The 25,804-nt window shown below is 64.1% G+C and carries 20 protein-coding genes; 19 read left to right on the top strand and 1 reads right to left on the bottom strand.

The window, feature by feature from the left end; translation table 11 throughout:
* Nucleotides 1–155: 155 nt before the first annotated feature.
* From tssA to DFS21_RS13625, 19 genes are all read left to right on the top strand, one after another.
* Complete coding sequence (gene tssA / locus DFS21_RS13715; protein WP_111532505.1) at nt 156–1,193, top strand: type VI secretion system protein TssA; 1,038 nt, start codon at nt 156–158, stop codon at nt 1,191–1,193.
* Between the two features lie 72 nt (nt 1,194–1,265).
* Nucleotides 1,266–1,781: a type VI secretion system contractile sheath small subunit gene (gene tssB / locus DFS21_RS13710; protein WP_023632506.1), complete on the top strand. Its 516-nt coding sequence runs from the start codon at nt 1,266–1,268 to the stop codon at nt 1,779–1,781.
* Between the two features lie 11 nt (nt 1,782–1,792).
* On the top strand, nt 1,793–3,286 hold the full coding sequence (gene tssC, locus DFS21_RS13705) for a type VI secretion system contractile sheath large subunit (protein ID WP_023632507.1): 1,494 nt from the start codon (nt 1,793–1,795) through the stop codon (nt 3,284–3,286).
* A 90-nt stretch (nt 3,287–3,376) separates the two neighbouring features.
* Entirely contained in the window at nt 3,377–3,865 is a 489-nt protein-coding gene (locus DFS21_RS13700; RefSeq protein WP_023632508.1) for a type VI secretion system tube protein Hcp, read from the top strand.
* Between the two features lie 75 nt (nt 3,866–3,940).
* A complete protein-coding gene (locus DFS21_RS13695) occupies nt 3,941–4,375 on the top strand; it encodes a type VI secretion system amidase effector protein Tae4 (protein WP_110700228.1) in 435 nt (144 codons plus the stop codon).
* Nucleotides 4,372–4,782: a hypothetical protein gene (locus DFS21_RS13690; RefSeq protein ID WP_111532504.1), complete on the top strand. Its 411-nt coding sequence runs from the start codon at nt 4,372–4,374 to the stop codon at nt 4,780–4,782. Before DFS21_RS13695 ends, DFS21_RS13690 begins: the two co-directional genes overlap by 4 nt.
* Nucleotides 4,776–5,291 (top strand): type VI secretion system baseplate subunit TssE, encoded by a 516-nt coding sequence (gene tssE, locus DFS21_RS13685; protein WP_038707176.1) that lies wholly within the window; start codon nt 4,776–4,778, stop codon nt 5,289–5,291. Before DFS21_RS13690 ends, tssE begins: the two co-directional genes overlap by 7 nt.
* On the top strand, nt 5,288–7,150 hold the full coding sequence (gene tssF, locus DFS21_RS13680; protein ID WP_110700225.1) for a type VI secretion system baseplate subunit TssF: 1,863 nt from the start codon (nt 5,288–5,290) through the stop codon (nt 7,148–7,150). The genes tssE and tssF overlap by 4 nt, the downstream gene beginning before the upstream one ends.
* Nucleotides 7,114–8,163 carry a type VI secretion system baseplate subunit TssG gene (gene tssG / locus DFS21_RS13675; RefSeq protein WP_111532503.1) on the top strand — a complete coding sequence of 350 codons (1,050 nt, stop codon included), beginning with the start codon at nt 7,114–7,116 and terminating at the stop codon, nt 8,161–8,163. Before tssF ends, tssG begins: the two co-directional genes overlap by 37 nt.
* Complete coding sequence (gene tssH, locus DFS21_RS13670) at nt 8,156–10,831, top strand: type VI secretion system ATPase TssH (RefSeq protein WP_111532502.1); 2,676 nt, start codon at nt 8,156–8,158, stop codon at nt 10,829–10,831. Before tssG ends, tssH begins: the two co-directional genes overlap by 8 nt.
* 11 nt (nt 10,832–10,842) lie before the next feature.
* Nucleotides 10,843–12,780 (top strand): type VI secretion system Vgr family protein, encoded by a 1,938-nt coding sequence (locus tag DFS21_RS13665; RefSeq protein ID WP_110700219.1) that lies wholly within the window; start codon nt 10,843–10,845, stop codon nt 12,778–12,780.
* 12 nt (nt 12,781–12,792) lie between these two features.
* Nucleotides 12,793–13,227 (top strand): DcrB-related protein, encoded by a 435-nt coding sequence (locus DFS21_RS13660; RefSeq protein WP_111532501.1) that lies wholly within the window; start codon nt 12,793–12,795, stop codon nt 13,225–13,227.
* 9 nt (nt 13,228–13,236) lie between these two features.
* Nucleotides 13,237–17,643, top strand: a complete 4,407-nt coding sequence (locus DFS21_RS13655; protein ID WP_111532500.1) for an RHS repeat-associated core domain-containing protein — start codon at nt 13,237–13,239, stop codon at nt 17,641–17,643.
* Nucleotides 17,644–17,645: 2 nt separating this feature from the next.
* The gene (locus tag DFS21_RS13650; protein ID WP_110700215.1) at nt 17,646–18,431 is read left to right on the top strand and encodes a hypothetical protein; all 786 of its coding nucleotides are present in this window, start codon (nt 17,646–17,648) and stop codon (nt 18,429–18,431) included.
* 124 nt (nt 18,432–18,555) lie between these two features.
* Nucleotides 18,556–19,158 (top strand): hypothetical protein, encoded by a 603-nt coding sequence (locus DFS21_RS13645; protein WP_178082019.1) that lies wholly within the window; start codon nt 18,556–18,558, stop codon nt 19,156–19,158.
* Between the two features lie 69 nt (nt 19,159–19,227).
* The gene (locus tag DFS21_RS13640; RefSeq protein ID WP_111532499.1) at nt 19,228–20,370 is read left to right on the top strand and encodes an ankyrin repeat domain-containing protein; all 1,143 of its coding nucleotides are present in this window, start codon (nt 19,228–19,230) and stop codon (nt 20,368–20,370) included.
* 155 nt (nt 20,371–20,525) lie between these two features.
* Nucleotides 20,526–21,311, top strand: a complete 786-nt coding sequence (locus DFS21_RS13635) for a hypothetical protein (protein WP_111532498.1) — start codon at nt 20,526–20,528, stop codon at nt 21,309–21,311.
* Nucleotides 21,312–21,399: 88 nt separating this feature from the next.
* The gene (locus tag DFS21_RS13630; protein WP_111532497.1) at nt 21,400–22,065 is read left to right on the top strand and encodes a hypothetical protein; all 666 of its coding nucleotides are present in this window, start codon (nt 21,400–21,402) and stop codon (nt 22,063–22,065) included.
* Between the two features lie 153 nt (nt 22,066–22,218).
* On the top strand, nt 22,219–23,889 hold the full coding sequence (locus DFS21_RS13625) for an FMN-binding glutamate synthase family protein (RefSeq protein WP_111532496.1): 1,671 nt from the start codon (nt 22,219–22,221) through the stop codon (nt 23,887–23,889).
* A gap of 30 nt (nt 23,890–23,919) precedes the next feature.
* On the opposite strand, the gene DFS21_RS13620 is transcribed toward DFS21_RS13625, so the two are convergent.
* Complete coding sequence (locus DFS21_RS13620; protein ID WP_110700207.1) at nt 23,920–25,239, bottom strand: OprD family porin; 1,320 nt, start codon at nt 25,237–25,239, stop codon at nt 23,920–23,922.
* Nucleotides 25,240–25,804: the final 565 nt, after the last annotated feature.

The raw sequence follows: 25,804 nt of genomic DNA, 5'->3' as shown, positions 1-25,804 counted from the left end.
TGGAAATAAACCATAAATGCGCAACTTAAGAGTGCCAAAGTGATATCACCGTGATATCAACTTCGCATTCTTTGACAAGTTTGTGCGCCAATTCACATTTGCAACTTGGCGCATACGAAGCCCTCGCCAAGGGCCGATATGGAGATCGATTTCTGGTGAACTCACCGCAGCTGCTCGCCGCTGTTTCCGCAGACTTCCCGTGCGGCGATGACCTCGAATACGACGCCGATTTCCTGCAACTGGAACGCGATGCCCAGGGCCGCCCCGAGCGCGTGATGGGCGATGCCGTGCAAGCAGCCGAACCGCCGCAGTGGCGCGCCATCGAACAGTCCTGCACCGACCTGCTGCAACGCAGCAAGGACCTGCGCATCACCCACTTTTTGGTCCAGGCCAACCTGGCCCTGCACGGCCTGCCGGGCCTGGCCGCCAGTCTCGAGCTGATCCGCGACTTGCTCGGCGAATACTGGCTGCACCTGCACCCGCAGCTGGATGCCGCCGACGACAACGACCCTACCGTACGCATCAACGCCCTGGCCGGCCTTACCTGCGACACCAACATCGGCCTGCTGCGCGACGCCGTGCTGGTGCGCTCCCGGGCGTTCGGCCCGGTGACCCTGCGCGCCGCCCTGCATGCAGCTGGTGTGCAGCACTTCGCCAGCGAGCAGCTGAGCGCAGAGGAACTGGCCGCCGCCCTGCGCGATGCCGACCCCGAGCAGCTCGAACAGTGCCGCCAGGCGCTGCATCTGGCCCGCGACGCCCTTGACGTCATCGAGAGCCGGGTCAATGACCAGGTCGGCTCGTCCAGCGGCGTCGATCTGTCCGCGTTGCGCCAGCCGCTGCGCCAGGTCCAGCAGGTGCTGGCCGACTACAGCCCGGAAGGCGCAGCGCCGCCTTCGAGCAGCAGCGAAGACCAACCCGCCAGCAGCAGCCATGACGACCGGCAACCCGTTGCCAGCGCCGCCGCGCCACGCCCGACGGCGCGGCCCGGCGAAGTGAACAGCCGCGACGACGTGCTGCAGAGCCTTGAACGCCTGCTGCAGTACTACGCCCGCCACGAGCCCTCGAGCCCGTTGCCGGTGCTGCTGCGCCGGGCGAAGAACCTGGTCAACGCCGATTTCGCGACCATCGTCCGCGACCTGATCCCCGAGGGTCTGTCGCAATTCGAGAACCTGCGCGGCCCCGAAGGCGACTGACGCCTCGACACCGCATCAACACCGACGCCTGCAACAAGCAACGCCGCCTTACCGGCGACCAGGAGGAACAACGTGGCGAAAGACAGCTCCCAGAAGTTCATCGCGCGCAACCGTGCGCCGCGGGTGCAGATCGAATATGACGTCGAGCTGTACGGCGCCGAGAAGAAGGTCCAGCTGCCCTTCGTCATGGGCGTGCTCTCGGACCTCGCCGGCAAGCCCGCCGAACCACTGCCGGCGGTGGCCGACCGCAAGTTCCTGGAGATCGACGTCGACAATTTCGACTCGCGCCTCAAGGCGATGAAGCCCCGCGTGGCGTTCAACGTGCCCAACGAGCTGACCGGTGAGGGCAACCTGAGCCTGGACATCACCTTCGAGAGCATGGACGACTTCAGCCCCGCCGCCGTGGCACGCAAGGTCGACGCGCTGAACCAGCTGCTCGAGGCCCGCACCCAGCTGGCCAACCTGCTGACCTACATGGACGGCAAGACCGGTGCCGAGGACATCATCCTCAAGGCCATCAAGGACCCGGCCCTGCTGCAGGCCCTGGCCAGCGCGCCGAAACCCGCCGACACCGAGCCGAAGGCCTGAGGAGACCGACCATGAACGATCCGTTGCGCGACAGCCAGGCCCCGCAGGCGGCCACCCAGGACCCGAGCGAGTTCGCCAGCCTCCTGCTGCAGGAATTCAAGCCCAAGACCGAGCGGGCCAAGGAAGCCGTCGAGAGCGCCGTGCGCACCCTCGCCGAGCAGGCCCTGGCGCAGACCAGCCTGGTGTCCAACGATGCCATCGGCTCGATCGAGCAGATCATCGCCGCCATCGACGCCAAGCTCACCGCCCAGGTCAACCAGATCATCCACCACGATGACTTCCAGAAACTGGAAAGCGCCTGGCGTGGCCTGCACTACCTGGTCAACAACACCGAGAGCGACGAGCAGCTGAAGATCCGCGTGCTCAACATCTCGAAGACCGACCTGCACAAGACCCTGAAGAAGTTCAAGGGCACCGCCTGGGACCAGAGCCCGGTGTTCAAGAAGCTCTACGAAGAGGAATACGGCCAGTTCGGCGGCGAGCCGTACGGCTGCCTGGTGGGCGACTACTACTTCGACCAGTCGCCGCCCGACGTCGAGCTGCTCGGCGAGGTGTCGAAGGTTTGCGCCTCTATGCACGCGCCGTTCATCTCCGCCGCCTCGCCGACGGTGATGGGCATGGGCTCGTGGCAGGAGCTGAGCAACCCCCGTGACCTGACCAAGATCTTCACCACTCCGGAATACGCCGGCTGGCGCTCGCTGCGCGAATCGGAAGACTCGCGCTACATCGGCCTGACCATGCCGCGCTTCCTGGCGCGCCTGCCCTACGGCGCCAAGACCGATCCGGTGGAGGCCTTCGCCTTCGAGGAAGACACCGACGGCGCCGACAGCAGCAAGTACACCTGGGCCAACGCCGCCTACGCCATGGCGGTGAACATCAACCGCTCGTTCAAGCACTACGGCTGGTGCTCGCGCATCCGCGGCGTGGAATCGGGTGGCGAAGTCGAAGGCCTGCCAGCGCACACCTTCCCCACCGACGACGGTGGCGTGGACATGAAGTGCCCGACCGAGATCGCCATTTCCGACCGCCGCGAAGCGGAGCTGGCCAAGAACGGCTTCATGCCGCTGCTGCACAAGAAGAACACCGACTTCGCCGCCTTCATCGGCGCCCAGTCGCTGCAGAAACCGGCCGAGTACGACGACCCGGACGCCACCGCCAACGCCAACCTGGCCGCGCGTCTGCCGTACCTGTTCGCCACCTGCCGCTTCGCCCATTACCTGAAGTGCATCGTTCGCGACAAGATCGGCTCGTTCAAGGAAAAGGACGAGATGCAGCGCTGGCTGCAGGACTGGATCCTCAACTACGTCGACGGCGACCCGGCGCACTCCACCGAGACCACCAAGGCCCAGCACCCGCTGGCGGCCGCCGAAGTGGTGGTCGAGGAAGTCGAAGGCAATCCGGGTTACTACAACTCGCGCTTCTACCTGCGCCCGCACTACCAGCTCGAAGGGCTGACCGTGTCGCTGCGCCTGGTGTCGAAGCTGCCTTCGGCCAAAGGGGCCTGATCATCGCGGGCCAGCCCGCTCCCACGCTGGGGGCGGGCTGAACCGCGATTAGCCACTCAACGCTAACCGACGCGAAATCCCGAGGACATCATGGCTGTAGATATTTTCATCAAGATCGGCGACATCAAGGGCGAGTCCCACGACAAGGCCCACAAGGACGAAATCGACGTGCTGAACTGGAGCTGGGGCATGTCCCAGTCCGGCAACATGCACCTGGGCAGCGGTGGCGGCTCGGGCAAGGTCAACATCCAGGACCTGTCCATCACCAAGTACATCGACAAGTCCAGCCCCAACCTGATGGCCCACTGCTCCAGCGGCAAGCACATCGACAAGGTCAAGCTGACGGTGCGCAAGGCCGGCGGTGAAAGCCAGGTCGAGTACCTGATCATCAACCTCGAAGAGGTGATCATCAGCTCGCTGAGCACCGGCGGTTCGGGCAGCGACGACCGCCTGACCGAGAACGTGACCCTGAACTTCGCCAAGGTCACCGTCGACTACCAGCCACAGAAAGCCGACGGCACCAAGGAAGGCGGCCCGATCAAGTACGGCTGGAACATCCGCTCGAACGTCAAGATCTGATCGACCGCGCCCGTGCCGCGCCACCGTGCGGCGCGGGTGCACCTCCCCACGCGTCACCCGCTCACGGTGAACATCATGGCCAAGCCTTCTTTCATCAACCTGTGGAATGCCTACCCCAGCGTGTCATCGCCCTGCGACGGCGGGTGGGACAACCAGTGCGCCATCCGCATGAGCATCGCGCTCAACGGCGAGATGAGCCTCAAGGTCAACAAGTCGACCTATACCGAACCCAAGTGCGCCCACGACCATGCCCGTGGCGCCGAATCCCTGGCCAACTGGCTGGAGACACGATTGTTCTACCCGCTGAAGATTGCCGGTACCGCCAAGGCCCGCGAGGCGCTCAAGGCCAAGACCGGGATCATCTTCTACAAGGACTGCTTCGCCCGCAACGGGCAAAGCCAGGAGAACCGCACGGGCGACCATATCGACCTGTGGAACCGCGGCCTGACCAAAGGTTTCTCCGACCACAACTACCAGTCGAAGCAAGTCTGGTTCTGGGAGCTCACATGACCCGCGCTGTCCTGGCCGGCGCCCTGCTGCTGGCCCTGAGCGCCTGCGCCGACGCCGAACTGCTGAACCAGGCCAACCTGGATGGGCAGACCGTGACGTTGAGCCAGAATGCCGGCCAGTGTGTGCTCGATCGCGGCGAACAGCGCCTGGCGCTGGGCATGCAATGGCCCTGCGGCCTGAGCCCGGACCACGCCGGCAAGGCGCGGGTCGAGCAGTTCAATGGCACGCCGATCGTGCTGGTGACCCATGTGCAGCCGCACCCGACGCTCAAGGGTGAATGCCTGAAGACCTCGCGCGCCGTGCGCCTGACCCAGGCCGGCCTGGAAGCCTCCACGCCCGCGCCGAGCGCCTCGTGCGACACCGGCTTCGAAGACCAGAAAATGTTCACAGGGATGTTCCAGTGGTAGCCGAAATCGCCACCCGCGACCGCCTGCAGCCTTCGCTGCTGGATCGCCTGACCGACGATGACCCGGGCAACCCGCAGGAAGCCCCCGACAAGCGCGTGCTCAGCCTGCAGCAGCTCAAGGCCTCGGTACTGCGCGACCTGGCCTGGCTGCTCAACACCACGTCGCTGCTCGACACCGGCGCCACGCTGAACTCCCCGGCCGGCGCCTCGGTGATCAACTACGGGTTGCCGGCATTGGCCGGCAACAGCGCGTCGAACATCGACCTCAACGCGCTCGAACGCATCATCCACCAGGCCATCGCCACCTACGAGCCGCGCATCCTCGCCCATACCCTGAAAGTACGCGCCCAGGCCGCGCCCGGCGAGATGAACGCCAACGCCCTGAGCTTCGAGATCGAAGGCGACCTGTGGGCCCAGCCGGCGGCCCTGCCGCTGCTGCTGCAGACCGACGTCGACCTGGAATCCGGGCACGTGCGTGTGGCCCCCGCCGACCGCCGGAGGCGCGCATGAACCCGCGCCTGCTCGAGCTGTACAACCAGGAACTGCAGCACATCCGCGAGGGTGCCGCGGAGTTCGCCAAGGAATACCCGAAGATCGCCGGGCGCCTGACGCTGTCCGGGATCGAGTGCGCCGACCCTTACGTCGAGCGCCTGCTTGAAGGCTTCGCCTACCTCACCGCGCGGGTGCAGCTCAAGCTCGACGCCGAATACCCGACCTTCACCCACAACCTGCTGGAAATCGCCTACCCGCACTACCTGGCGCCGACCCCGTCGATGACCGTGGTGCAACTGCAGACCGATCCCGACGAAGGCTCGCTGGCCGCCGGGTTCCAGCTACCCCGCGACAGCGTCCTGCGCGCCAATCTCGGGCGCAATTCGCAGACGCCCTGCGAATTTCGCAGCACCCAGGACGTCACCCTGTGGCCGTTGCAGGTGGCCCGGGCCGAGTACTTCGGCAACCCCGGCGCCGTGCTCGGGCGCCTGGCCGCCAGCGAACCGAAAGCCCGCGCCGGGTTGCGCCTGACCCTGCGCAGCGGCGCCGAGATTCCGTTCTCCAGCCTGCCGCTGACGCACTTGCCGCTGTACCTCAACGGTGCCGACGAAGCCCCGTTCCGCCTGTACGAACAACTGCTGGGCAGCGCCTGCGCGGTGTTCGCGCGCCAGCCGGGCGCCGACTGGGTCGAACGCATCCCGGTCGAGGACGCCTTGCTGCCCTGTGGCTTCGATGACCGCGAAGCGGCGTTGCCGGTGGTGCCGCAGGCCTTCCAGGGCTACCGCCTGCTGCAGGAGTACTTCGCCCTGCCCCAGCGCTACCTGTTCGTCGACTTCGCCGGGCTCGAGCGCGCGGTCAAGCGCTGCGACGGCCAGGAGCTGGAGCTGCTGGTGCTGTTCGACCGCATCGACGCCGCGCTGGAAAGCAGCGTGGGACCTGCCCAGTTCGTGCCGTTCTGCACCCCGGCGATCAACCTGTTCCCGCGCCGGGTGGATCGCATCCACCTGACCGACCGGGTCCACGAGCACCATGTGATCGCCGACCGTACCCGGCCCACCGATTTCGAGATCCACTCATTGCAGCGGGTCACCGGCCACGGTACCGGGCCGGACCAGGAGTTCCTGCCGTTCTACGCGGTGCGCGACCCGTCGCGCTATGGCCGTGACCAGGCGTACTACCTGGTGCGCCGCGAACCGCGCGTGCTCTCCAGCGAGCAGCGGCGCAACGGTACGCGCTCCAGCTACATGGGCAGCGAGACCTTCGTCAGCCTGGTCGATGGCAACCAGGCGCCATACCGCCATGACCTGCGCCAGCTGGGCATCAGCGCGCTGTGCAGCAACCGCGACCTGCCGCTGTTCATGAATGTCGGCGACGGACGCAGCGATTTCAGCCTGGCCGACAGCGCCCCGGTATCCGCCGTGCGCTGCCTGGCCGGCCCCAGCCGACCGAAGGCCAGCCACGCCCACGACAACAGGGCCTGGCGCCTGATCAGCCAACTGTCGCTGAACTACCTTTCGCTGGCCGAACAGGGCCAGGGCGCCGCCGCCCTGCGCGAACTGCTGCGCCTGTACGGTGACCAGCAGGACAGCGCCCTGCAGCTGCAGATCGACGGCCTGCGCGAAGTCAGCTGCAAACCCTGCACGCGGCGCCTGCCGATGCCCGGGCCGATCGTCTTCGGCCGTGGCCTGGAGATCACCCTGACGTTCGACGAGAACGCCTTCCGCGGTACCGGCGTGTTCCTGCTGGGCGCGGTGTTCGAGCGCTTCCTGACCCGTTACGTGTCGATCAACAGCTTCACCGAAACCGTGCTGCGCACCAGCGAACGAGGCGAGATCATGCGCTGGAAAGCCAAGCCCGGGCGCAGGCCGAACCTGTGAACACGCTACAGGCCATGCAGGCTGAGCCCTGGGAGTACGACTTCTTCCAGGCGCTGCGCCGTCTCGAGGCGGAGAACCCCGAGCTGCCCCGCTTCGGCCACTCGCTGCGCCTGGCTGACGAACCGGTGCGCCTAGGCCAGCGCCTGGACTGCGGCTTCGCCCCGGCGACGCTGGCCTCGGTCACGGCCAACGACGACCAGCCAGCGCGCCTGGAGCAGTTTTTCTTCGGCCTCGGCGGCCCCAACGGCCCCCTGCCGCTGCACCTGACCGAGTACATGCGCGAGCGCCAGCGCAACCACGCCGACCCAACCAGCAAGCGCTTTCTCGATGTCTTCCACCACCGCTTGCTGAGCCTGTTTTATCGCGCCTGGGCCGAGGCCCGTCCAACCGTCAGCCATGACCGCCCGGGCGACGATTACTGGGCCACGCGCTTGGCGGCCCTCAGCGGTCGTGGTCAACCGGAGCTGCAAGGCCAGGGGCCGCTGGCCGATACCGCCAAGCTGCACTGGTCCGGTCACCTGGCCGCGCAGACCCGCTACCCGGATGGCCTGTGCAGCATCCTGGCCAACTACTTCGGCGTGCCGGTGAAGCTGGAGGAATACGTCGGCCAGTGGCTGGAGCTGCCTGAACGCAGCCAGCTCGGCGTGCGCGCCAACCGCCTGGGCGTCGACCTGTGCCTGGGCCGCTACGTCTGGGACCGCCAGCACAAGTTCCGCCTGTGCCTGGGCCCGCTCACCCTTGACCAGTACCACGCCCTGCTCCCCGGCGGTCAGGCGTTCGTCGAGCTGGCTGCGTGGGTCGCCGAGTACCTGGGCCAGGAGCTGGACTGGGACCTCAACCTCATCCTCGCGCAGGGCCAGGTGCCCGCGCTGCAACTCAATGCCGACCAACGCCTGGGGTTCGACACCTGGCTCGGCCGGCCGTCGCACGATGCCAACGACCTGAAGCTCGCCCGGTACTACGCCGAGCGGCCGGTCAACGCCCCGCCAACAAGGAGTCAGGACCATGGGTGAAATCAGCCGCGCCGCGCTGTTCGGCAAACTCAACAGCGTCGCCTACAAGGCCATCGAGGCCGCCACGGTGTTCTGCAAGCTGCGGGGCAACCCCTATGTCGAGCTGGCGCACTGGCTGCACCAGTTGCTTCAGCTGCAGGACAGCGACCTGCATCGCATCATCCGTCAGTTCAACATCGAGCCGGCGCGCCTGGCCCGCGACCTGACGGACGCCCTGGACCGCCTGCCGCGGGGCTCGACGTCGATCACCGACCTATCCTCCCAGGTCGAGGAAGCCGTTGAGCGCGGCTGGGTGTACGGCAGCCTGATGTTCGGTGAAAGCCAAGTGCGCACCGGCTACCTGCTGGTTGGCATCCTCAAGACCCCGAGCCTGCGCAACGCCCTGCTGGGGCTGTCCAGCGAGTTCGCCAAGCTGAAGGTCGAGGCCCTGAGCGAACGCTTCGACGAGTACGTGGGCGATTCGCCGGAAAACAACCTGGCCGCCAGCGATGGTTTCAGCGCCGCCGCCCCCGGCGAGGCCAGCGGCGCGGTGGCGCCGGCGGCGATGGGCAAGCAGGAGGCGCTCAAGCGCTTCACCGTCGATCTCACCGAGCAGGCGCGCAGCGGCAAGCTCGACCCCATCGTCGGCCGTGACGAGGAAATCCGCCAGCTGGTGGACATCCTCATGCGCCGCCGCCAGAACAACCCGATCCTTACCGGCGAGGCCGGCGTCGGCAAGACCGCCGTGGTCGAAGGCTTCGCCCTGCGCATCGTCGCCGGCGACGTGCCGCCGGCCCTGAAAGACGTCGAACTGCGCAGCCTGGACGTCGGCCTGCTGCAGGCCGGCGCCAGCATGAAGGGCGAGTTCGAGCAGCGCCTGCGCCAGGTCATCGAAGACGTGCAGGCCTCGCCCAAGCCGATCATCCTGTTCATCGACGAAGCCCACACCCTGGTCGGCGCCGGTGGCGCGGCCGGCACGGGCGATGCCGCCAACCTGCTCAAACCGGCCCTTGCCCGTGGCAGCCTGCGCACCGTGGCGGCGACTACCTGGGCCGAGTACAAGAAGCACATCGAGAAGGACCCGGCGCTGACCCGGCGCTTCCAAGTGGTCCAAGTGGACGAGCCGAGCGAGGCCAAGGCGCTGCTGATGATGCGCGGCGTGGCCTCGACCATGGAGAAGCACCACAAGGTGCAGATCCTCGACGAAGCGCTGGAAGCCGCCGTGAAGCTGTCGCACCGCTACATTCCGGCGCGCCAGTTGCCCGACAAGTCGGTGAGCCTGCTCGACACCGCCTGCGCCCGCGTGGCCATCAGCCTGCACGCGGTGCCGGCCGAGGTGGACGACAGCCGTCGGCGCATCGAGGCGCTGGGAGTCGAGCTGCAGATCATCGCCCGCGAGGCCGCCATCGGTGTGAACACCGGGCAACGTCAGCCCCAGGCCGACAGCCTGCTGGCCGAAGAGCGCGAGCGCCTGGCCGCCCTGGAAAGCCGTTGGGCCGAGGAGAAAGCCCTGGTCGACGAGCTGCTGGCCACCCGCGCGCAACTGCGTGAACAGGTCGGTGTGGTAGATCAGGAAGTGGACGTGCAGGGCAGCCATGAGCTGCGCGAAAAACTCATCGACCTGCAGCAGCGCCTGAGCCAGCTGCAAGGCGAGAGCCCGCTGATCCTGCCAACCGTGGATTACCAGGCGGTGGCCTCGGTGGTCGCCGACTGGACCGGTATCCCGGTGGGGCGCATGGCGCGCAACGAGATCGAGACCGTGCTCAACCTCGACTCGCATTTGGCCAAGCGCATCATCGGCCAGGATCACGCGCTGAAGATGATCGCCAAGCGCATCCAGACCTCCCGCGCAGGCCTCGACAACCCGAACAAGCCGATCGGCGTGTTCATGCTCGCCGGCACCTCCGGCGTGGGCAAGACCGAGACCGCCCTGGCCCTGGCCGAGGCCATGTATGGCGGTGAACAGAACCTGATCACCATCAACATGAGCGAATTCCAGGAAGCCCATACCGTCTCGACCCTCAAGGGCGCGCCACCCGGCTACGTCGGCTACGGCGAAGGCGGCGTGCTGACCGAGGCCGTGCGCCGTCGCCCGTACAGCGTGGTGTTGCTGGACGAGGTGGAAAAAGCCCACCCCGACGTGCACGAAATTTTCTTCCAGGTGTTCGACAAGGGCGTGATGGAAGACGGCGAAGGCCGCCAGATCGACTTCCGCAATACCCTGATCCTGCTCACCACCAACGCCGGTACCGAGCTGATCGCCAACACCTGCAAGGACCCGCAGGCCCTGCCCGACCCCGAGGCCGTGGCCACTTCGCTGCGCAAGCCGCTGCTGGAGATCTTCCCACCAGCGCTGCTTGGCCGCCTGGTGACCATCCCCTACTACCCGCTCAGCGACACCATGCTCAAGGCCATCACCCGCCTGCAGCTGGAGCGCATTCGCAAGCGTGTGGAAGGTACCCACAAGGTCGGCTTCGCCTACGACGACGACGTGGTCGAGCTGATTGTCTCGCGCTGCACCGAGACCGAAAGCGGTGGCCGCATGATCGACGCCATCCTCACCAACGGCCTGCTGCCGGACATGAGCCGCGAGTTCCTGACCCGCCTGCTCGAGGGCAAGCCGCTGGCCAGCGTCAGCATCAGCCGTCGCGACAGCGACTTGCACTATGACTTCGGCGCCGCCGACTGACAGGACCGACCATGCTGTTCAAGCAGTTCACGCGCCTGGCGCAAATCAACAGCCCCCTGGGGCCGGACAAGCTGATCCTTGCCGAGATGGGCGGCAGCGAGGAGCTTGGCCGCCTGTTCGACTACGAGCTGCAGCTGACCAGCGACGACCCAGCCATCGACCTCAACCAGCTGCTGGGCAAGCCCATGAGCCTGAGCGTGCAGCAGAGCCTCGGCACATCGCGGCACTTCCACGGCATCGTCGCCCGCTGCAGCCAGTCGGTGGATCAGGGCCAGTTCGCCAGCTACCGCGTCACCCTGCGCCCCTGGCTGTGGTTGCTGACGCGCACCAGCGACTGCCGGATCTTCCAGCACCTGAGCGCGCCGCAGATCATCAAGCAAGTGTTCCGCGACCTGGGTTTCTCGGATTTCGAGGACCTGCTCAGCCGCAACTACCGCGAGCGCGAGTACTGCGTGCAGTACCGCGAGACCAGCTTCGACTTCGTCAGCCGGCTGATGGAGGAGGAAGGCATCTACTACTTCTTCCGCCACGAGCAGGAACGCCACGTACTGGTGCTCGCCGACGCCTATGGCGCGCACCAGAAAGCCCCCGGCTACGAGACCGTGCCCTACTACCCGCCGGACGGCCAGCACCGCGAGCGCGACCACATCAACGACTGGCACCTGGCTCAGGAAGTCCAGCCCGGCTCCCTGGAGCTAAACGACTACGACTTCCAGCGCCCCAGCGCGCGCATCGACGTGCGCTCGGCCATGCCCCGGCCGCACCAGGCCGGCGACTACCCGCTGTACGACTACCCCGGTGCCTATGAGCAGACCCAAGATGGCGAGCACTACGCCCGCACCCGCCTGGAATCGCTGCAAAGCCTGCACGAGCGCGTCGAGCTGCGCGGCAACGCCCGGGGCCTGGGCAGCGGCCATCTGTTCAGCCTGAGCAACTTCAGCCGCCAGGACCAGAACCGCGAGTACCTGATCGTCGCCGCCCGCTACTACGTGCACCAGGAACGCCTGGAAAGCGGTGGCGGCAGCGGCGCGGCGCAGTTCGAGAGCAACCTGAGCTGCATCGACGCGCAGCAGAGCTACCGCCCGGTGAGCAGTTCGCTGCGCCCGATCGTCAAGGGGCCGCAGACCGCCGTGGTGGTCGGCCCGGCTGGCGAGGAGATCTGGACCGACCAGTATGGCCGGGTGAAGGTGCACTTCCACTGGGACCGCCACGACCAGTCCAACGAGAACAGCTCGTGCTGGATCCGCGTATCCCAGGCCACGGCCGGCAAGAACTGGGGCTCGATCCAGGTCCCGCGCATCGGCCAGGAAGTCATCGTCAGCTTCCTCGAAGGCGACCCCGATCGGCCGATCATCACCGGACGGGTGTACAACGCCGAACAGACCGTGCCCTACGACCTGCCCGGCGGCGCCACCCAGAGCGGCATGAAGAGCCGTTCCAGCAAGGGCGGCAGCCCGGCCAACTTCAACGAAATCCGCATGGAGGACAAGAAGGGCGCCGAGCAACTGTACATGCATGCCGAACGCAACATGGACACCGTGGTCGAGCAGAGCGAGACCCTGTCGGTGGGCGTCAACCGCACCCAGACCGTCGGCATGCTCGAGACCATCACCATCGGCCAGGACCGCATCCGCGCCGTGCGCCGCGACGACATGCTGCTGGTCGGCGCGAGCAAGACCGACAGTGTCAGCACCAGCTACCTGATCGAAGTCGGCGAGAACCTGCGCCTGGTCTGCGGCAAGAGCGTGATCGAGCTCAACGCCAGCGGGCAGATCAACATCAGCTGCGAGCAGTTCAGCTTCCACGCCAACGCCGACGCCGAGATCAACACCGGCGGCACCCTTGACCTGAACGTGGGCAGCGGCGCGCAGACCGACCCGAACAACCAGGGCGTGAAAACGGCCATCGACGGCGCGGTGAAGGCCCTCTTCCCCGGCGCCGGCAAGTAACGAGACCAAACCATGAGCTACCGCGTCAACGAATTCCGCTTCGCCCTGCCCGATGCGCAGGTGCGCGACACCAGCATCAACATCCTGCGCTTCGAAGCCCTGGGCACCTCGCTGATCGTCAGCCGCAGCCTGCTCGAAGAGGGCGAGACCCTGCAGAGCAACTTCGACGGCCAGTTGCAGCGCCTGCAGCAGCAGGTCAAGGACCTGCAGTTCCAGCCGGCCCGCGCCACCCAGGTGGGCGCGGCGCAGCCGATCCAGGCGATCGAGCTGAGCAGCCAGTTCAGCAAGGGCCAGGAAAAGGTCTACCAGTACCAGCTGGCGCTGGTGCTGCCGGGCACGCGCAAGATGTTCGCCCTGAGCTACGTCAAACCCACCCCCCTGGGTGAGGCCGAGGCGACGCACTGGGCGGCGCTCAAGCAGTCCCTCGACTTCGACAACCTGGGCTGACCCCGCACCATGTCCGACGCACTCTGGGCCGCACGCGAAGGCGATGCGCTGCTGCACACCTCGGTGATGGCCGACATCATCGGCGGCGTGCTGGAAGTGGCCGCCAACGTCGCCATCGGCGCCCTGGCCACCGCCGCGGTGGCCGCGGCATTGGGCATTACCGTGGTCACCGGCGGCCTGGGCTGCTTCGTGCTGGGCGCGGTGGTGGGCCTGGTGGTCGGTGTGGTCATGGCCAAGACCGGCGCGGACACCGGGCTCAGTCGATTATGCGAGGGCATCGGCAACGCCCTGTTCCCGCCGACCGTGCAGGCCACCATCGTCAGTGGCTCGCCCAACACCAAGACCAACGGCAAGCGCGCCGCGCGCGCGGCCGGCGTGGTGACCGCTCCCTCCGCCCCGGCCAGTGGCGGGGGCGGTGGCGCGCAGGCCGAGGAACAGGAAGAGACCTTCCTCGACATGGCCAAGGGCTTCTTCTCACAGATGTGGCGGCCGACCGTCGCCAGCCCTGCGGCCAACACCCAGGAAGCCCCCGACGACAAGGTGCTGTGCACCAAGCACCCGCCGATGCCACCGCAGTACCTGGCCGAGGGTTCGAGCAAGGTGCTGATCAACGGCCACCCGGCCTGCCGCAGCGGCGACCGCAGCACCTGCGAGGCGGTGATCGTCGATGGCGGGCTGGTGTCGGACAACGTGCGCATCGGCGGCGGGCCGATCGTGGTGCGCGAGATCCGCAGCGGCAAGACGCCGGGGATCGGCCTGGCGATCACGGCGTTGATGATGTTGCGGGGGCGGGGGGGGAAGTTTTATAGCAAGTTTGGGTGCATGCTCGTCGGAGGCGTGGTCAGTTTTGCCAGCAGTCAGGTGACCGCCGCCCTGACTTCGGCCATCGTCGGCTCGCCAAACCCTGTCCACGCGCCTACTGGTGCGAAGATTCTGAGCGACGAACACGACCTCGACTTCACCCTCCAGGCCATGATCCCGCTGGACTGGCAACGCTACTACAACAGTCGCGATGAACGCCGCGAGGGTCTGTTCGGTGCCGGTTGGAGCGTCCCCTATGAAGTGTCTGTAAGGGTCGAGCACGACCGTCTGCTGTATACAGACGAGCAAGCTCGTGTCATCGACATGGGAATGATCGCCCTCGGCGACGCCGTCTTCAGCGCTGGCGAAGGCATTAGCGTGCGACGCGCCCTTGATGGCGAGCTGCTGATCGAAGACATCAGCAGCGGCCTCTATCGATTGTTCGAACCCAGTCCACAGGACGCCAACCACCTGCGTCTGGCGAAACTGGGGGATCGCAACGACAACCGCATCCACCTGGACTATGACGATCTCGGGCGCCTGATGTGGCTACGCGACACCTTTGACCGCGTGCGGATCAAGCTGCACTACAGCGGCGCTTGGCCACGTCGAGTCAGCCATATCGAACGGGTGTTCGTCGATGACGATGCTGAAACGCTCGCCAGCTATCGCTACGACGCCGCTGGCGATCTGGCCGAGGTCCACGATGCACTGGGGCAATTGCAGCGTCGATTCATGTATGACGAAGGTCGGCGCATGGTCGGGCATCAAACAGCCAATGGCCTGCTTTGCCATTACCAGTGGCAGAAACTGGACGACTGGCGGGTGATCCGGCACTGGACCAACGCCGGCGACGAGTATCACTTCGAATACGATATCGAGGCTGGCATCACCTGCATCACCGACCCGCTGCTACGCACCAGTGTGCGGCGCTGGAACGCGCAGTTCCAGATCATCGAGTCGAGTAACGCGCTGGGCCAGACCTGGCGCTTCCACTGGAACGATGAACGTCAGCTGCTTGCCGCCACCGATCCTGAAGGCGGTAAATGGCGCTTCAGCTACGACGAATCCGGCAACCTATGCGAAACCATCGATCCGTTGGGACGCAGTGAATCGACCCAGTGGCTTGAGCATTGGGCGTTGCCTCGCAGTGAAACCAATGCCGCCGGGGCAACCTGGACCTATCGCTACGACCAGCACGGCAACTGTATTCGCGAAACCGACCCCTTGGGCGAGGTGACGCGCTACCGCCATGACGAACATGGCCTACCGCTGGAAACCATCGACGCCACGGGCAAGCGCCAACGTCAGCGCTGGAACGAACAAGGTCTGCTGATCGAGCAGGTGGACTGCTCAGGCTACGCTACACGGTTGCGCTACGACCGGCGCGGCCATTTGCAGAGTCTGACCAACGCCCTCGGCCAGACCAGCCACTTCCAACACGATGCCTTGGGACATCGGATACGCCAGGAGCTGGCGGATGGGCGCATTGTCCAGTACAGGTACACCGCCTCGGGCCTGCTCGAATGCTTCATCGATCCGCTCGGCAACGTCGAGCATTTTCGCTATGACCTGAATGGCCAGCTCATCGAGCAGCGGGACAACCTCGGCCGTCCGACACTGTTTACCTATGACCGTTGCACACGGCTGGTGGCACTGACCAACAGCAACGGTGAGTCCTATCGTTTCACCTGGGATGAGGCGAACCGCCTAGCCGTGCATGAAAATCTGGATGGCAGTCGCAAGGCCTACCAGTACGATGGACTCGGCCAGATCATCGCCATGGACTTCATTCCGGCGCCGGGCGCCGGAGAGGCGCCGATCCATCACCGCCTTCGACGTGACGCCGCCGGCAGGCTGGTTGCGTTGCTTACCGAGGACGACAGCACTACCTACAGTCTCGATCCGATGGACCGGTTGATGGAGGTGATCAGCGAGGATCGTCAGGGGAATGTGCAACGCGTCGCGTTCGAGCATGATGCCTGCGGACGCCGCACTGCCGAAAGCAACAGTGCCGGAAGGCTGGAGCACACCTACGACGCACTGGACAATCGCTTGCAGACGCGGCTGCCCGATGGCCGCCAACTGAACCGCCTGGTGTATGGCTCGGGACACCTCCATCAGATCAACATCGACGGGCAGGTGATCTGCGATTTCGAGCGCGATCGCCTGCACCGTGAGGTCTCGCGAACCCAGGGACGGCTGCTTACCCGTAGCCAATATGACCTCAGTGGCCGGCCGAGCGCCCGTCTGCGCTGGGGCGCCGACCACAACGAACACCTGCCCGCGCCCTGGCAGCAGCGCTTCGACTTCGATGATCGCGACAATCTGGTGCGCTACCTGCGCCAGCAACCCGATCATCAGCATCAGTTGCTGATGCATTACGACGCAACGGATCGCCTGCTCGCCAACCAGGGATCGTTGCCAGGCCAAAACGAACAGTACCTCTATGACGCTGCGGCAAACCGTGTGCCCGGCGCTGGGCAAGTCGCCCGCCATGACCAGTTGCTCCAACTGGAAGATCGCCACTACCGCTATGACGGTTTCGGACGCCTTTCGGAAAAACGCAGCACGCTGTATGGCGAACAGCATATGAGCTACGACCAGCATCATCGCCTTGTTCAAGTGCGCTCTATACGCGGCGGACGCGAGCGCATCGTCAAGCTGCACTACGACCCTCTCGGACGCCGCATCGGCAAGACCGAACACGACGATCAGGGCAATCTGCTGGGCAGCACCGACTTTGGCTGGGACGGTCTCAAATTGCTGCAAGAGCGCTGCAACGGCCACCTCACCCTATATGTCTATGAACCGGGCTACAGAGTCCTGGCACGTGTCGACGGTCAAGGTGCGCATCAACGCACGTTCCATTACCACAACGCCCTCAACGGTCTGCCCGAGCAACTGACCGACAGTGACGGTACGTTGGCCTGGGAGGGCGAATGCTCCGCCTGGGGCATGACCTTACGCGAGTGGCGGGCTGACGACTTCATCGAACAGCAAAACCTGCGCTTTCAAGGTCAGTACCTGGACCGTGAGACAGGCCTGCACTACAACCTGTTCCGCTACTATGACCCACAGAGCGGCCGCTTCACTCAGCCCGACCCTATCGGCCTGGAAGGCGGCATCAACCTGTACCGCTATGCACCGAACCCTATCGGCGGGATAGATCCGCACGGGTTGGACTGGAGCTATTTCCTTTCCGACGAGAAAGGCAACCCGTATTACAACGGGCGAGCCTCGGACAACGATACGCTCGAAGGCGTGGTACGCCGACATATGGAAACCAAAGGCGCAGACGGCCCACGCCTCAAGGAAGGTGACCGCATCAACCGCGTGACACCGATTGGTACCGACTACGACACGATACGCGGCATCGAAGATTCAGGGATCCGCGAGCGAGAAGTGCTCGGCAGGAAGAACCCGAACGTGCGAGGCAACAAGATCTATGGCATCTCCGACGCCAAGGCGAAAAAAGACCCTGGCCTCGAGCGGATAGCGCTCGCCAACGACTTCCTGAAGGCACGCGGTGTCAGCAAAGTCACGCAACTGCCCGTGCTCGACAGCCGTGGCGCCCTGCCCCCCAAGGCCAACAAAAGCTCCTGCGGGAAATGAACATGACTGCAACTCCGGAACAACTTTGCAAGATCCTCAAGGCCCAGCATCCCAGCGAGCCACCAAGCTCGGCGCTGGTAGCCACAGGCCTGGCGACCGAGACCCGCAGGATGAGCCATGACCAGGTGCTTACCTGGCTGTTCAAGGAGCGAGAGACCGTGGTGAAGAAAGAGGTGGTCGCCAACTTTCTCACCGGTGTCGAGCGCAACCAGGCCTACCTGCGCGCGGCTCTGTCGGCCTATGCTTGCGCGACACACCTGCCGCAACACGCCTTCACGGCGCAGGACCAACTGAACTGTCAGGTCTGCAGTTTCTTCAAGGAGCGCGAAGTCAACTTCATTGCCCTCAACAGGGTGCGTTTTCTGATCGGCGCAGCGCTTTTCGGCAGCCCCTCCCACATCGCGTTCCAGTTGCAGGAACATAACGCCGGGCCGAGAGAACGGCCGGGTAACCTGGACCTGATGGTGTCGATTCTGGACCTGATCCGTAACGTGCCTGCCGTGACCAAACCCAAGGACCTGCTCAAGCTGCTGCGTAAACTACCCGGCATCAAGATGAGCGAAGAAGAAGGCCGGGGTTTCCTCGACCTGCTTGGACACTGCGGGATACTGCAGACCCCGGAGCACCCTGGCCTGCTGTACCGCTACACCAACCTCGGCCTGGCGCCACGCAGCGCGCGATCGTCGGACTGGAGCTACCCGATGGACTTCTGGCGCGGAGAGCATGGTCTCAACCAGGATGCCCTGGACTATTGGTTCAGTGACTATCCCGAGCTGCTCAAGGTTTAAGTCCTTGGCAGCCAATCTGCTCGCTGGGCGTCGCATGGGCAGTACAACTGTTGCACGGCCCCCTCATGGCAATGGCTCCATGAAAGATGTTGCGACCAGAACAGCAAGAGCCGTGAAGCCTAATATGAACATCTATTTTGTCAGCAACGCACAAACACCCTGGGGCGATTGGGGTGAAGTGCTAGCCTACGGCATGATCGCCTGGGACGAAGATACCGACATTGACAGCATCGAGCGTACCGGTCCCTACACACCGCCCGCCTACATCCGCTCTGGCCTGCTGGTACTGACCGAGCCGACAAAGGAGGCGTTGGAGAACTCTGGCCTGAAAGGTATCAGCCGCTTCGAGCATCTGGAAAAGTCCCATATTGTCGAACTCGACTGGCAGCAATGGGACGCGGCCAAGGGCATCAGCGTCTACCTGGAGCTGGATGGCGAGCCCGAATCGATCATCGAGTCACGCCCCCATGACCCACAACTGGCGGCACGCATGCCGGCGTTCTGGTGCGCCTACGTCGCTGGCAAGGTCGCCTTGCGCATGGACGAGAGTGTAAAGAGCAATGATCCCTCTCATTACCTGGAGGTAGTCCGTGCTGATGAGCACGCCGACTTCTTCAAGGCCGATGTGCACGGCGGCTATCTCGTCAGTGAACGGGCAAAGAACTGGCTCGAGCAGCACTGCCCGGAAGCATTCCAGTTTGCCTTGATCCCCCGCCCGGGCAAGTGATATTTCCGTGGGGCTGACAAGGGCCTTACTTAACCTGAACCAGACCCTCGGACGGGGAACCGCTATTTGATGATCGGTTGGCAACAACTCTACGAAAAGCATGAGACCAAGCTCGACCGCCTCTATGACGATGTAGAAGAGGGCAAGCTGGAGCGGCTACGTGCGTTCGCACAGAAATACCCCGAGCTGCTGGTGCTGCCCCGCTATGGCGAGGCCGACGAGGAAGGGCTGCTGCATATGGCTGCCCGGGCCGGACAGACTGCGAACTGTGGCCTGCTCCTGGAGCTGGGCCTGGCGCCTAACCAGCCGTATGTAGACGAGGGCCATGCCAGCGCTCTCGAACTGGCAGCCAGTGAAGGGCACCTTGAAACCTGCGTTTGCCTGCTCGATGCCGGTGCTCTGGTCGACGGCTTGCCGCTCAGCGTCTGCCCACCGCTATACGCAGCGGCCCAATCGGGCCACAACGAGGTCGTTGCACTGCTGCTGACGCGAGGCGCACAGGTCAATCGCCTGCACCGACGCGCCAATGACAGCGCACTGGACGCTGCACGCGAATGGGGGCATCAGCGCACGGTCGATCTGCTGCTCGAACACGGGGCACGCAGCATCAACGATGTCGAGGGCGCTGATGCCGAAGGCGCCGGACAGGCCATTGTCACCTTCGTGCACAATACCGCTGGGTGGGTCCTGCCCACCGCGTTCTGTCCTCCCAGTGAAGACCCACACAGCACGCTGCATGTCAGCCTGATCGATGGCAAGACCGACTACAAGCTGCTGTTCACCTCCGGTCTGTACCAAGTTGCCCCGATGACCGAGTTGTTTCTCTGCCTGCCAGGTGACTGGGCACTGCCCCAGATCGGATTGCCGGTGCCTGACGCCTGGAGTTTTCCGGTAGGAATGCTGGCACGCCTCGCCGCCAGAACCTTCGAGCACGGCCCTGTGGCCGAGGGCATGCTGTTCCAGCGTGACGATGCACAGTTTGCCGACCTGCACTGGCCTGGCGAGGTGGATGCGCTGTTGGCGGTGGACAAGCCCTGGAACAAGCATGGTGATGGCGAGCGGATTCCCGAAAACGAGAAGGTCACACTGCTGACCCTGGCACCGGTGAAGTTCACCGGCAAGGGTGCTCCGACCGCCAAGGCCCTGGCCGCACTCATCGAGCGTAAACGCAAGGCGAGCTGGAAGGTCCTGGCACTGGAGACGCCGACTTGAAGCAGCACTGCTCGCCCACGATAGCAGCAGGTGCCAGCAGTTAGCACGTAACGTCGCGCGCGCCTGGAAGTGACCTGATGGAAACCATCGCATTCAATGGCTCTCCAGCAAGCGTCATCGATAAAGACCAAGGCAAGTAGCTGCGGAGGATGAACATGTATGAGAACACTGCCGAACTACGCAAGGCCCTGAAGGCCCAGAACCCTCTGGAACCACCCAGCGAGAGATTACTTGCAACAGGCCTGGCGACCGGGCGCTGCCATCAAGGACACGATCAGGTTCTTGACTGTTTGTTCACCGAGCAAGCCAAGGCACGTAAGAGCGAGATCGTTGGCAACTTTCTTGTAGGTGTCGAACGTAATGAAGCGAGTCTGCGCGCGGCAATGTCGGCCTTGGCGTGCGCTACACACCTGCCCAAACATCCCTTCACGGTGCACGATCAACTGACTTGCCAGGTTTGCAGCGCGTTCGAGCAGATCGATGTCAACTTCATGCAACTCAACCGGGTTCGTTTTTTCGTCGGAGCCGTATTAGGTGGCGATATCCTGCACATCGCGTTCATGCTGCAAGAGTACAACGCTGCGGCGAAGCTGCGACCGGAAAATTTCGACTTGATGGTCTCTGTCATTGATCTTATCCGTAATGTTCCGGCCCCGACCAAGCCCAAGGAATTGCTCAAGCTACTGCGCAAACTACCCGGCATCAAGATGAGCGAAGAAGAAGGCCGGGGGTTCCTCGACCTGCTTGGGCACTGCGGCATACTGCAGACGCCAGAGCACCCTGGCCTGCTGTACCGCTATACCAACCTCGGCCTGGCACCACGCAGCGCACGCTCGTCGGACTGGAGTTACCCGATGGACTTCTGGCGCGGTGAGCATGGCCTCAACCAGGACGCCCTGCGCTATTGGTTCAGCGACTACCCCGATTTACTCAAGGCGTAGGCCATTGGCAGGAGATCACACAGCAACAGACACGACCATTGCGGTACTGCACAATCAGACTCGCCAAAAGCAAAGGATGCTATCGACCATGACCTCGCAAAAAATCGTGCTTTCCGGCCAGGATCACGGTCTGGGCCAGATCGGCGGCGGTGCCCGCCTCAAGGATGCTTCGCTGTGGCCAAGAAGTCCGGACACCGGTGAGCCGATGACCCCGCTGCTGACATTGAGCGAACGCTTCCTGCCCGTCACCTTCATTCCACCCGGCATGGCAATCACGGTGTTCATCACCGCGCGTCAGCATGACGGCGCCTTCAGTCGATCCACCCAGCGCCATTACACCGTCAACCAGCAGAGTGAGCTCGACGAAAAACGCGCCAATGGTTTTGCCCGGGTCATCCTGCATGAGCTGGCCGACCAGTCGATCGCGCCGCCAACCGCAGCCCTCCTGCTGGAACGTGCCTACATCCAGTTCGAACCGTTCAGCGATGAAGAGGAAGAGCAGGAACTGGAGGACGAGGACAGCGGCATCGACCTGAGCAAGCCCGTCGGGCGGCCTTGCTGGCTGCAGGATCCGATCTACGAGCCCCAGCGCTTCCTGTTCCTGATGCAACTGCTCGACAGTGATGTGGCCAGCGCCAGCCCACAGCACGTGGGATTGTTCTCGGACGGTATCGGCTACCTGTATATCGACAGGCAAGCACGGCGCGGCAAGCACGGTGATGAAGCCGGCTTCTTCTTCATCCAGTTCACCTGATCGGATACCGCGACCTTGGCTGCCATCGAAACTGGCCGTAGCTACCGCCCCAGGCAATTCCGCGTCGAGTAACAGTCTTTTACCGAAACCCCAGGTTTTCCCTGCGCAGCCTTTGCCTATCCTAGGCCGGGTCATCCCGCCTGCGATGGACCCATGAAAGACTCGCTCCCCAGCCGCTATGCCTGCCTGTTCCTGTGTCTGGTCTTCACGATTGCCAGTGCCCCTTTCCTGCTTGCCCACACCTGGCTCTGGCCCTTCACCGTCGTCAGCGCCCTGCTCAGCCTGGTCGGCCTCAACGACCTGCGCCAACGCCACCACGCCGTGCGCCGCAACTATCCGATCCTGGGCAATATCCGCTACCTGATCGAGACCATCCGCCCGGAGATCCGCCAGTACCTGATCGAGGGCGACGACGACAAGCTGCCGTTCTCCCGCGCCCAGCGTTCACTGGTCTACGCCAGGGCCAAGAACGAGAGTGCCGAGAAAGCCTTCGGCACGCTCAACGATGCCTACAAGCCGGGCTTCGAGTTCATCAGCCACTCGATGCTGCCGGTGCCGATGCCCGACCCTGCGTCGTTCCGCATTCGCATCGGCGGCCCACAGTGCCGCCAACCGTACTCGGCGTCGATCTTCAACATCTCGGCCATGAGCTTCGGCGCCCTCAGCGCCAATGCCATCGCCGCGCTGAACAAGGGCGCGCGCCTGGGCCGCTTCGCCCATGACACCGGCGAGGGCAGCATCAGCCCCTACCACCGCGAACACGGCGGCGACCTGATCTGGGAAATCGGTAGCGGCTATTTCGGCTGCCGCAGCGAAGACGGCCAGTTCGACCCCGAGCGCTTCGCCGAGCAGGCCCGCGCCGCCCAGGTGAAGATGATCGAGATCAAGCTCAGCCAGGGCGCCAAGCCGGGCCATGGCGGGATCCTGCCGGGGCACAAGGTCAGCGCCGAGATTGCCGCCACCCGAGGCGTGCGCGAGGGCGAGGACTGCATCTCGCCGGCCGCCCACAGTGCTTTCGCCACACCGCGGGAACTGCTGCAGTTCGTCGCCCGGCTGCGCGAGCTGTCCGGCGGCAAGCCGGTGGGCTTCAAGTTCTGCCTGGGCCACCCGTGGGAGTTCATGGGCATCGCCAAGGCCATGCTGGCCACCGGCATCACCCCGGACTTCATCGTCGTCGACGGCAAGGAAGGCGGCACCGGCGCGGCGCCCCGGGAGTTCTCCGACAACATGGGCGTGCCGCTGCGCGAGGGCCTGATGTTCGTGCACAACACCCTGGTGGGGTTGAACCTGCGCGAGCGCATCCGCATCGGCGCGGCGGGCAAGCTGGTCAGCGCCTTCGACATCGCCAGCGTGCTGGCCATCGGCGCCGACTGGGTCAACTCGGCCCGGGGCTTCATGTTCGCCATCGGCTGCATCCAGTCGCAAAGCTGCCACACCAACAAGTGCCCGACCGGCGTGGCGACCCAGGATGCGTTGCGCCAGCGCGCGCTGGTGGTGCCGGAGAAGGCCGAGCGGGTCGCAAGCTTCCACCGCAATACCCTGCATGCCCTGGCCGAGATGCTTGCCGCTGCCGGCCTGGACCATCCTACTGAACTCAAGCCCAAGCACCTGGCGCGGCGTATCAGCGCCAGCGAGATCGGCCTGTTCTCGCAACTGCACACCTTCCTCAAGCCGGGCGAATTGCTCAGCGGTGCGATCGACAGCGAGTTCTATGCACGGATGTGGCGGATGGCGCGCAGTGACAGCTTTGCGCCGGAGACGGGGGAAATCGAGGTGGCGCCGGTGACGGCCAGCGTGCTGCGGAAAGAAACAGCCCCGGCATAGGCCGGGGCTGCGGGTGACGCAAGATCAGGATCAGAAGATGCTGATCGGGTACTCGACGAATACGCGGACTTCGTTGCCGTCGTCGTTGTAACCGTTCTGCTGGACAGCATTGTTGGTCCGCAGGAAGGAGCTACGCAGTTTGACGGACAGGTCCTTGGCCGGGCCTTCCTGAACCACGTAACGGATCTGGTTGAAGATCTCGCGCTCTTTACCTTCACCGAAGCCTTGTGGGGCGCCGACTTTACGGGTGTTGATGTTATCACCCACGACATAGGCAAACTTGTAGGTCAGCCCCGGAACGCCGAAGGCGCCAAAGTCCAGGCCATAGCCCAGCTGCCAGGAGCGCTCGTCTTCTGCGTTGAAGTCGGACCAGTAGGAGTTGGCCAGGTAGATGGTCGAGCCACCGTCACCCACGCCACCATCGTTCTGGTACCAGCCGTAGTTGTAGCCGGTGCTGCCGGTGCTGCGCTGGTGCGCCAGGGTGAACGAGTGCGGGCCGTAGGCGTAGGTGGCGGCCAGGCTCCAGATGGTGTTGGAGTCGCCGTTGAGCTTGGCGGCACGCACGTACTTGTTGTCGATGTCCGACTTGTAGCCGTTGAAGTCCAGGGTCAGGGACTGGTCGCTGGCAATCGGGAAGACGTAGTTCAGGCCCAGGTAGTGCTTCTTCATCACGTCTTCGTTGTCGGCGGTGTACAGCGACGCGGTGAAGTTGTCGGTGAACTTGTAGCTGCCGCCGAGCACGTTGATCGACTTCAGCCCGCCGCCATCACGACGCTCGGCGCTCTTGCGCGCTTCCTGGGTGAAGCGGCCGGCGTTGATTTCCAGGCCCTTGATCTCCTTGGAGGTGATCATGGTGCCGGTGAAGCTTTCTGGCAGCAGGCGACCGTCGTCGTACTGCAGAACCGGCAAGGCCGGCATCTGGTCACCGTACTTGAGCACAGTGTTGGACACACGGAACTTCACCGCAGCGCCACCACGGGCCAGGTTATGCGAAGCGTTGGTTTTTTCGTCAGGAAGGGTGGGGTCCGAACGCTTGAAGAAGTCGACACCGCCACCCTGGTTACGGCCCTTGCCGCCATCGAGGCGCAAGGCGTACAGGCCGAACGCGTCGACACCTACACCGACGGTACCCTGGGTGAAACCGGAGGAGAAGTTGGCGATGACGCCCTGGCCCCACTGGGACTGGTCGTTGGTGTGATGCTTCTTGTCACGGTTGATGAAGGCGTTGCGCAGAAGGACGTTGGCGTGGCTGTCCTCGATGAAGCCCTTGCTCTCGGCCTGGTCATTGGCCTGTGCCTGGGTCGCGGCGATCATCGCCAGGGCGACCAGGCTGATCCTGGTTTTCAACATGTTATTTTCCTTATTTCGTATTCAAAAACGCTCTGCATCAGAACGCCAGGAACCAACGCCCCTTCGTAGGTTCGACGCTATGCGGATCCAAGCCGAAGGCCCGCCAATTGTCTGCAACGGGCCTTGCAGCCGCATGGCCAGAGAATGGCCAGCAGGCGTAGAGCCCGAATCCTAGCCCTGCCTGCTTATACATGTCAAAAAAACGTGAAATGCAGGTTGATATAACCAAAAACAAGGTCAGCGCTGGTGCATTTCCATGCATATCTGCCGTGGGTCAGCGCAAATTTGTCTCTTTTGTGCAAAGCAGCCGAAATCCATAAAACCGTCATACGGCCATGCTTCCGCAGGCCTTCCGAAAGCCTGTTGGAAAGTGCCCTGCCCTTCCGGCTGCGCTGTCACGCGCAGAGCAGCATTGCACGCACCGCCGCTCCCACAAGCCATTCCGGAAATGCACCCCCATGAATGCCAAGATAATTTCAAATCAATCCGAATGAATAGCAACATCTTGAAACATTTGTAAAGACAACCCTTTACAAATGTCGATGCAACAGCAAATAGCAAGCAT

The sequence above is a fragment of the Pseudomonas sp. 2848 genome, from assembly GCF_003253945.1.
Taxonomy (GTDB): domain Bacteria; phylum Pseudomonadota; class Gammaproteobacteria; order Pseudomonadales; family Pseudomonadaceae; genus Aquipseudomonas.
This window is presented reverse-complemented; position numbering and strand designations above follow the sequence as displayed.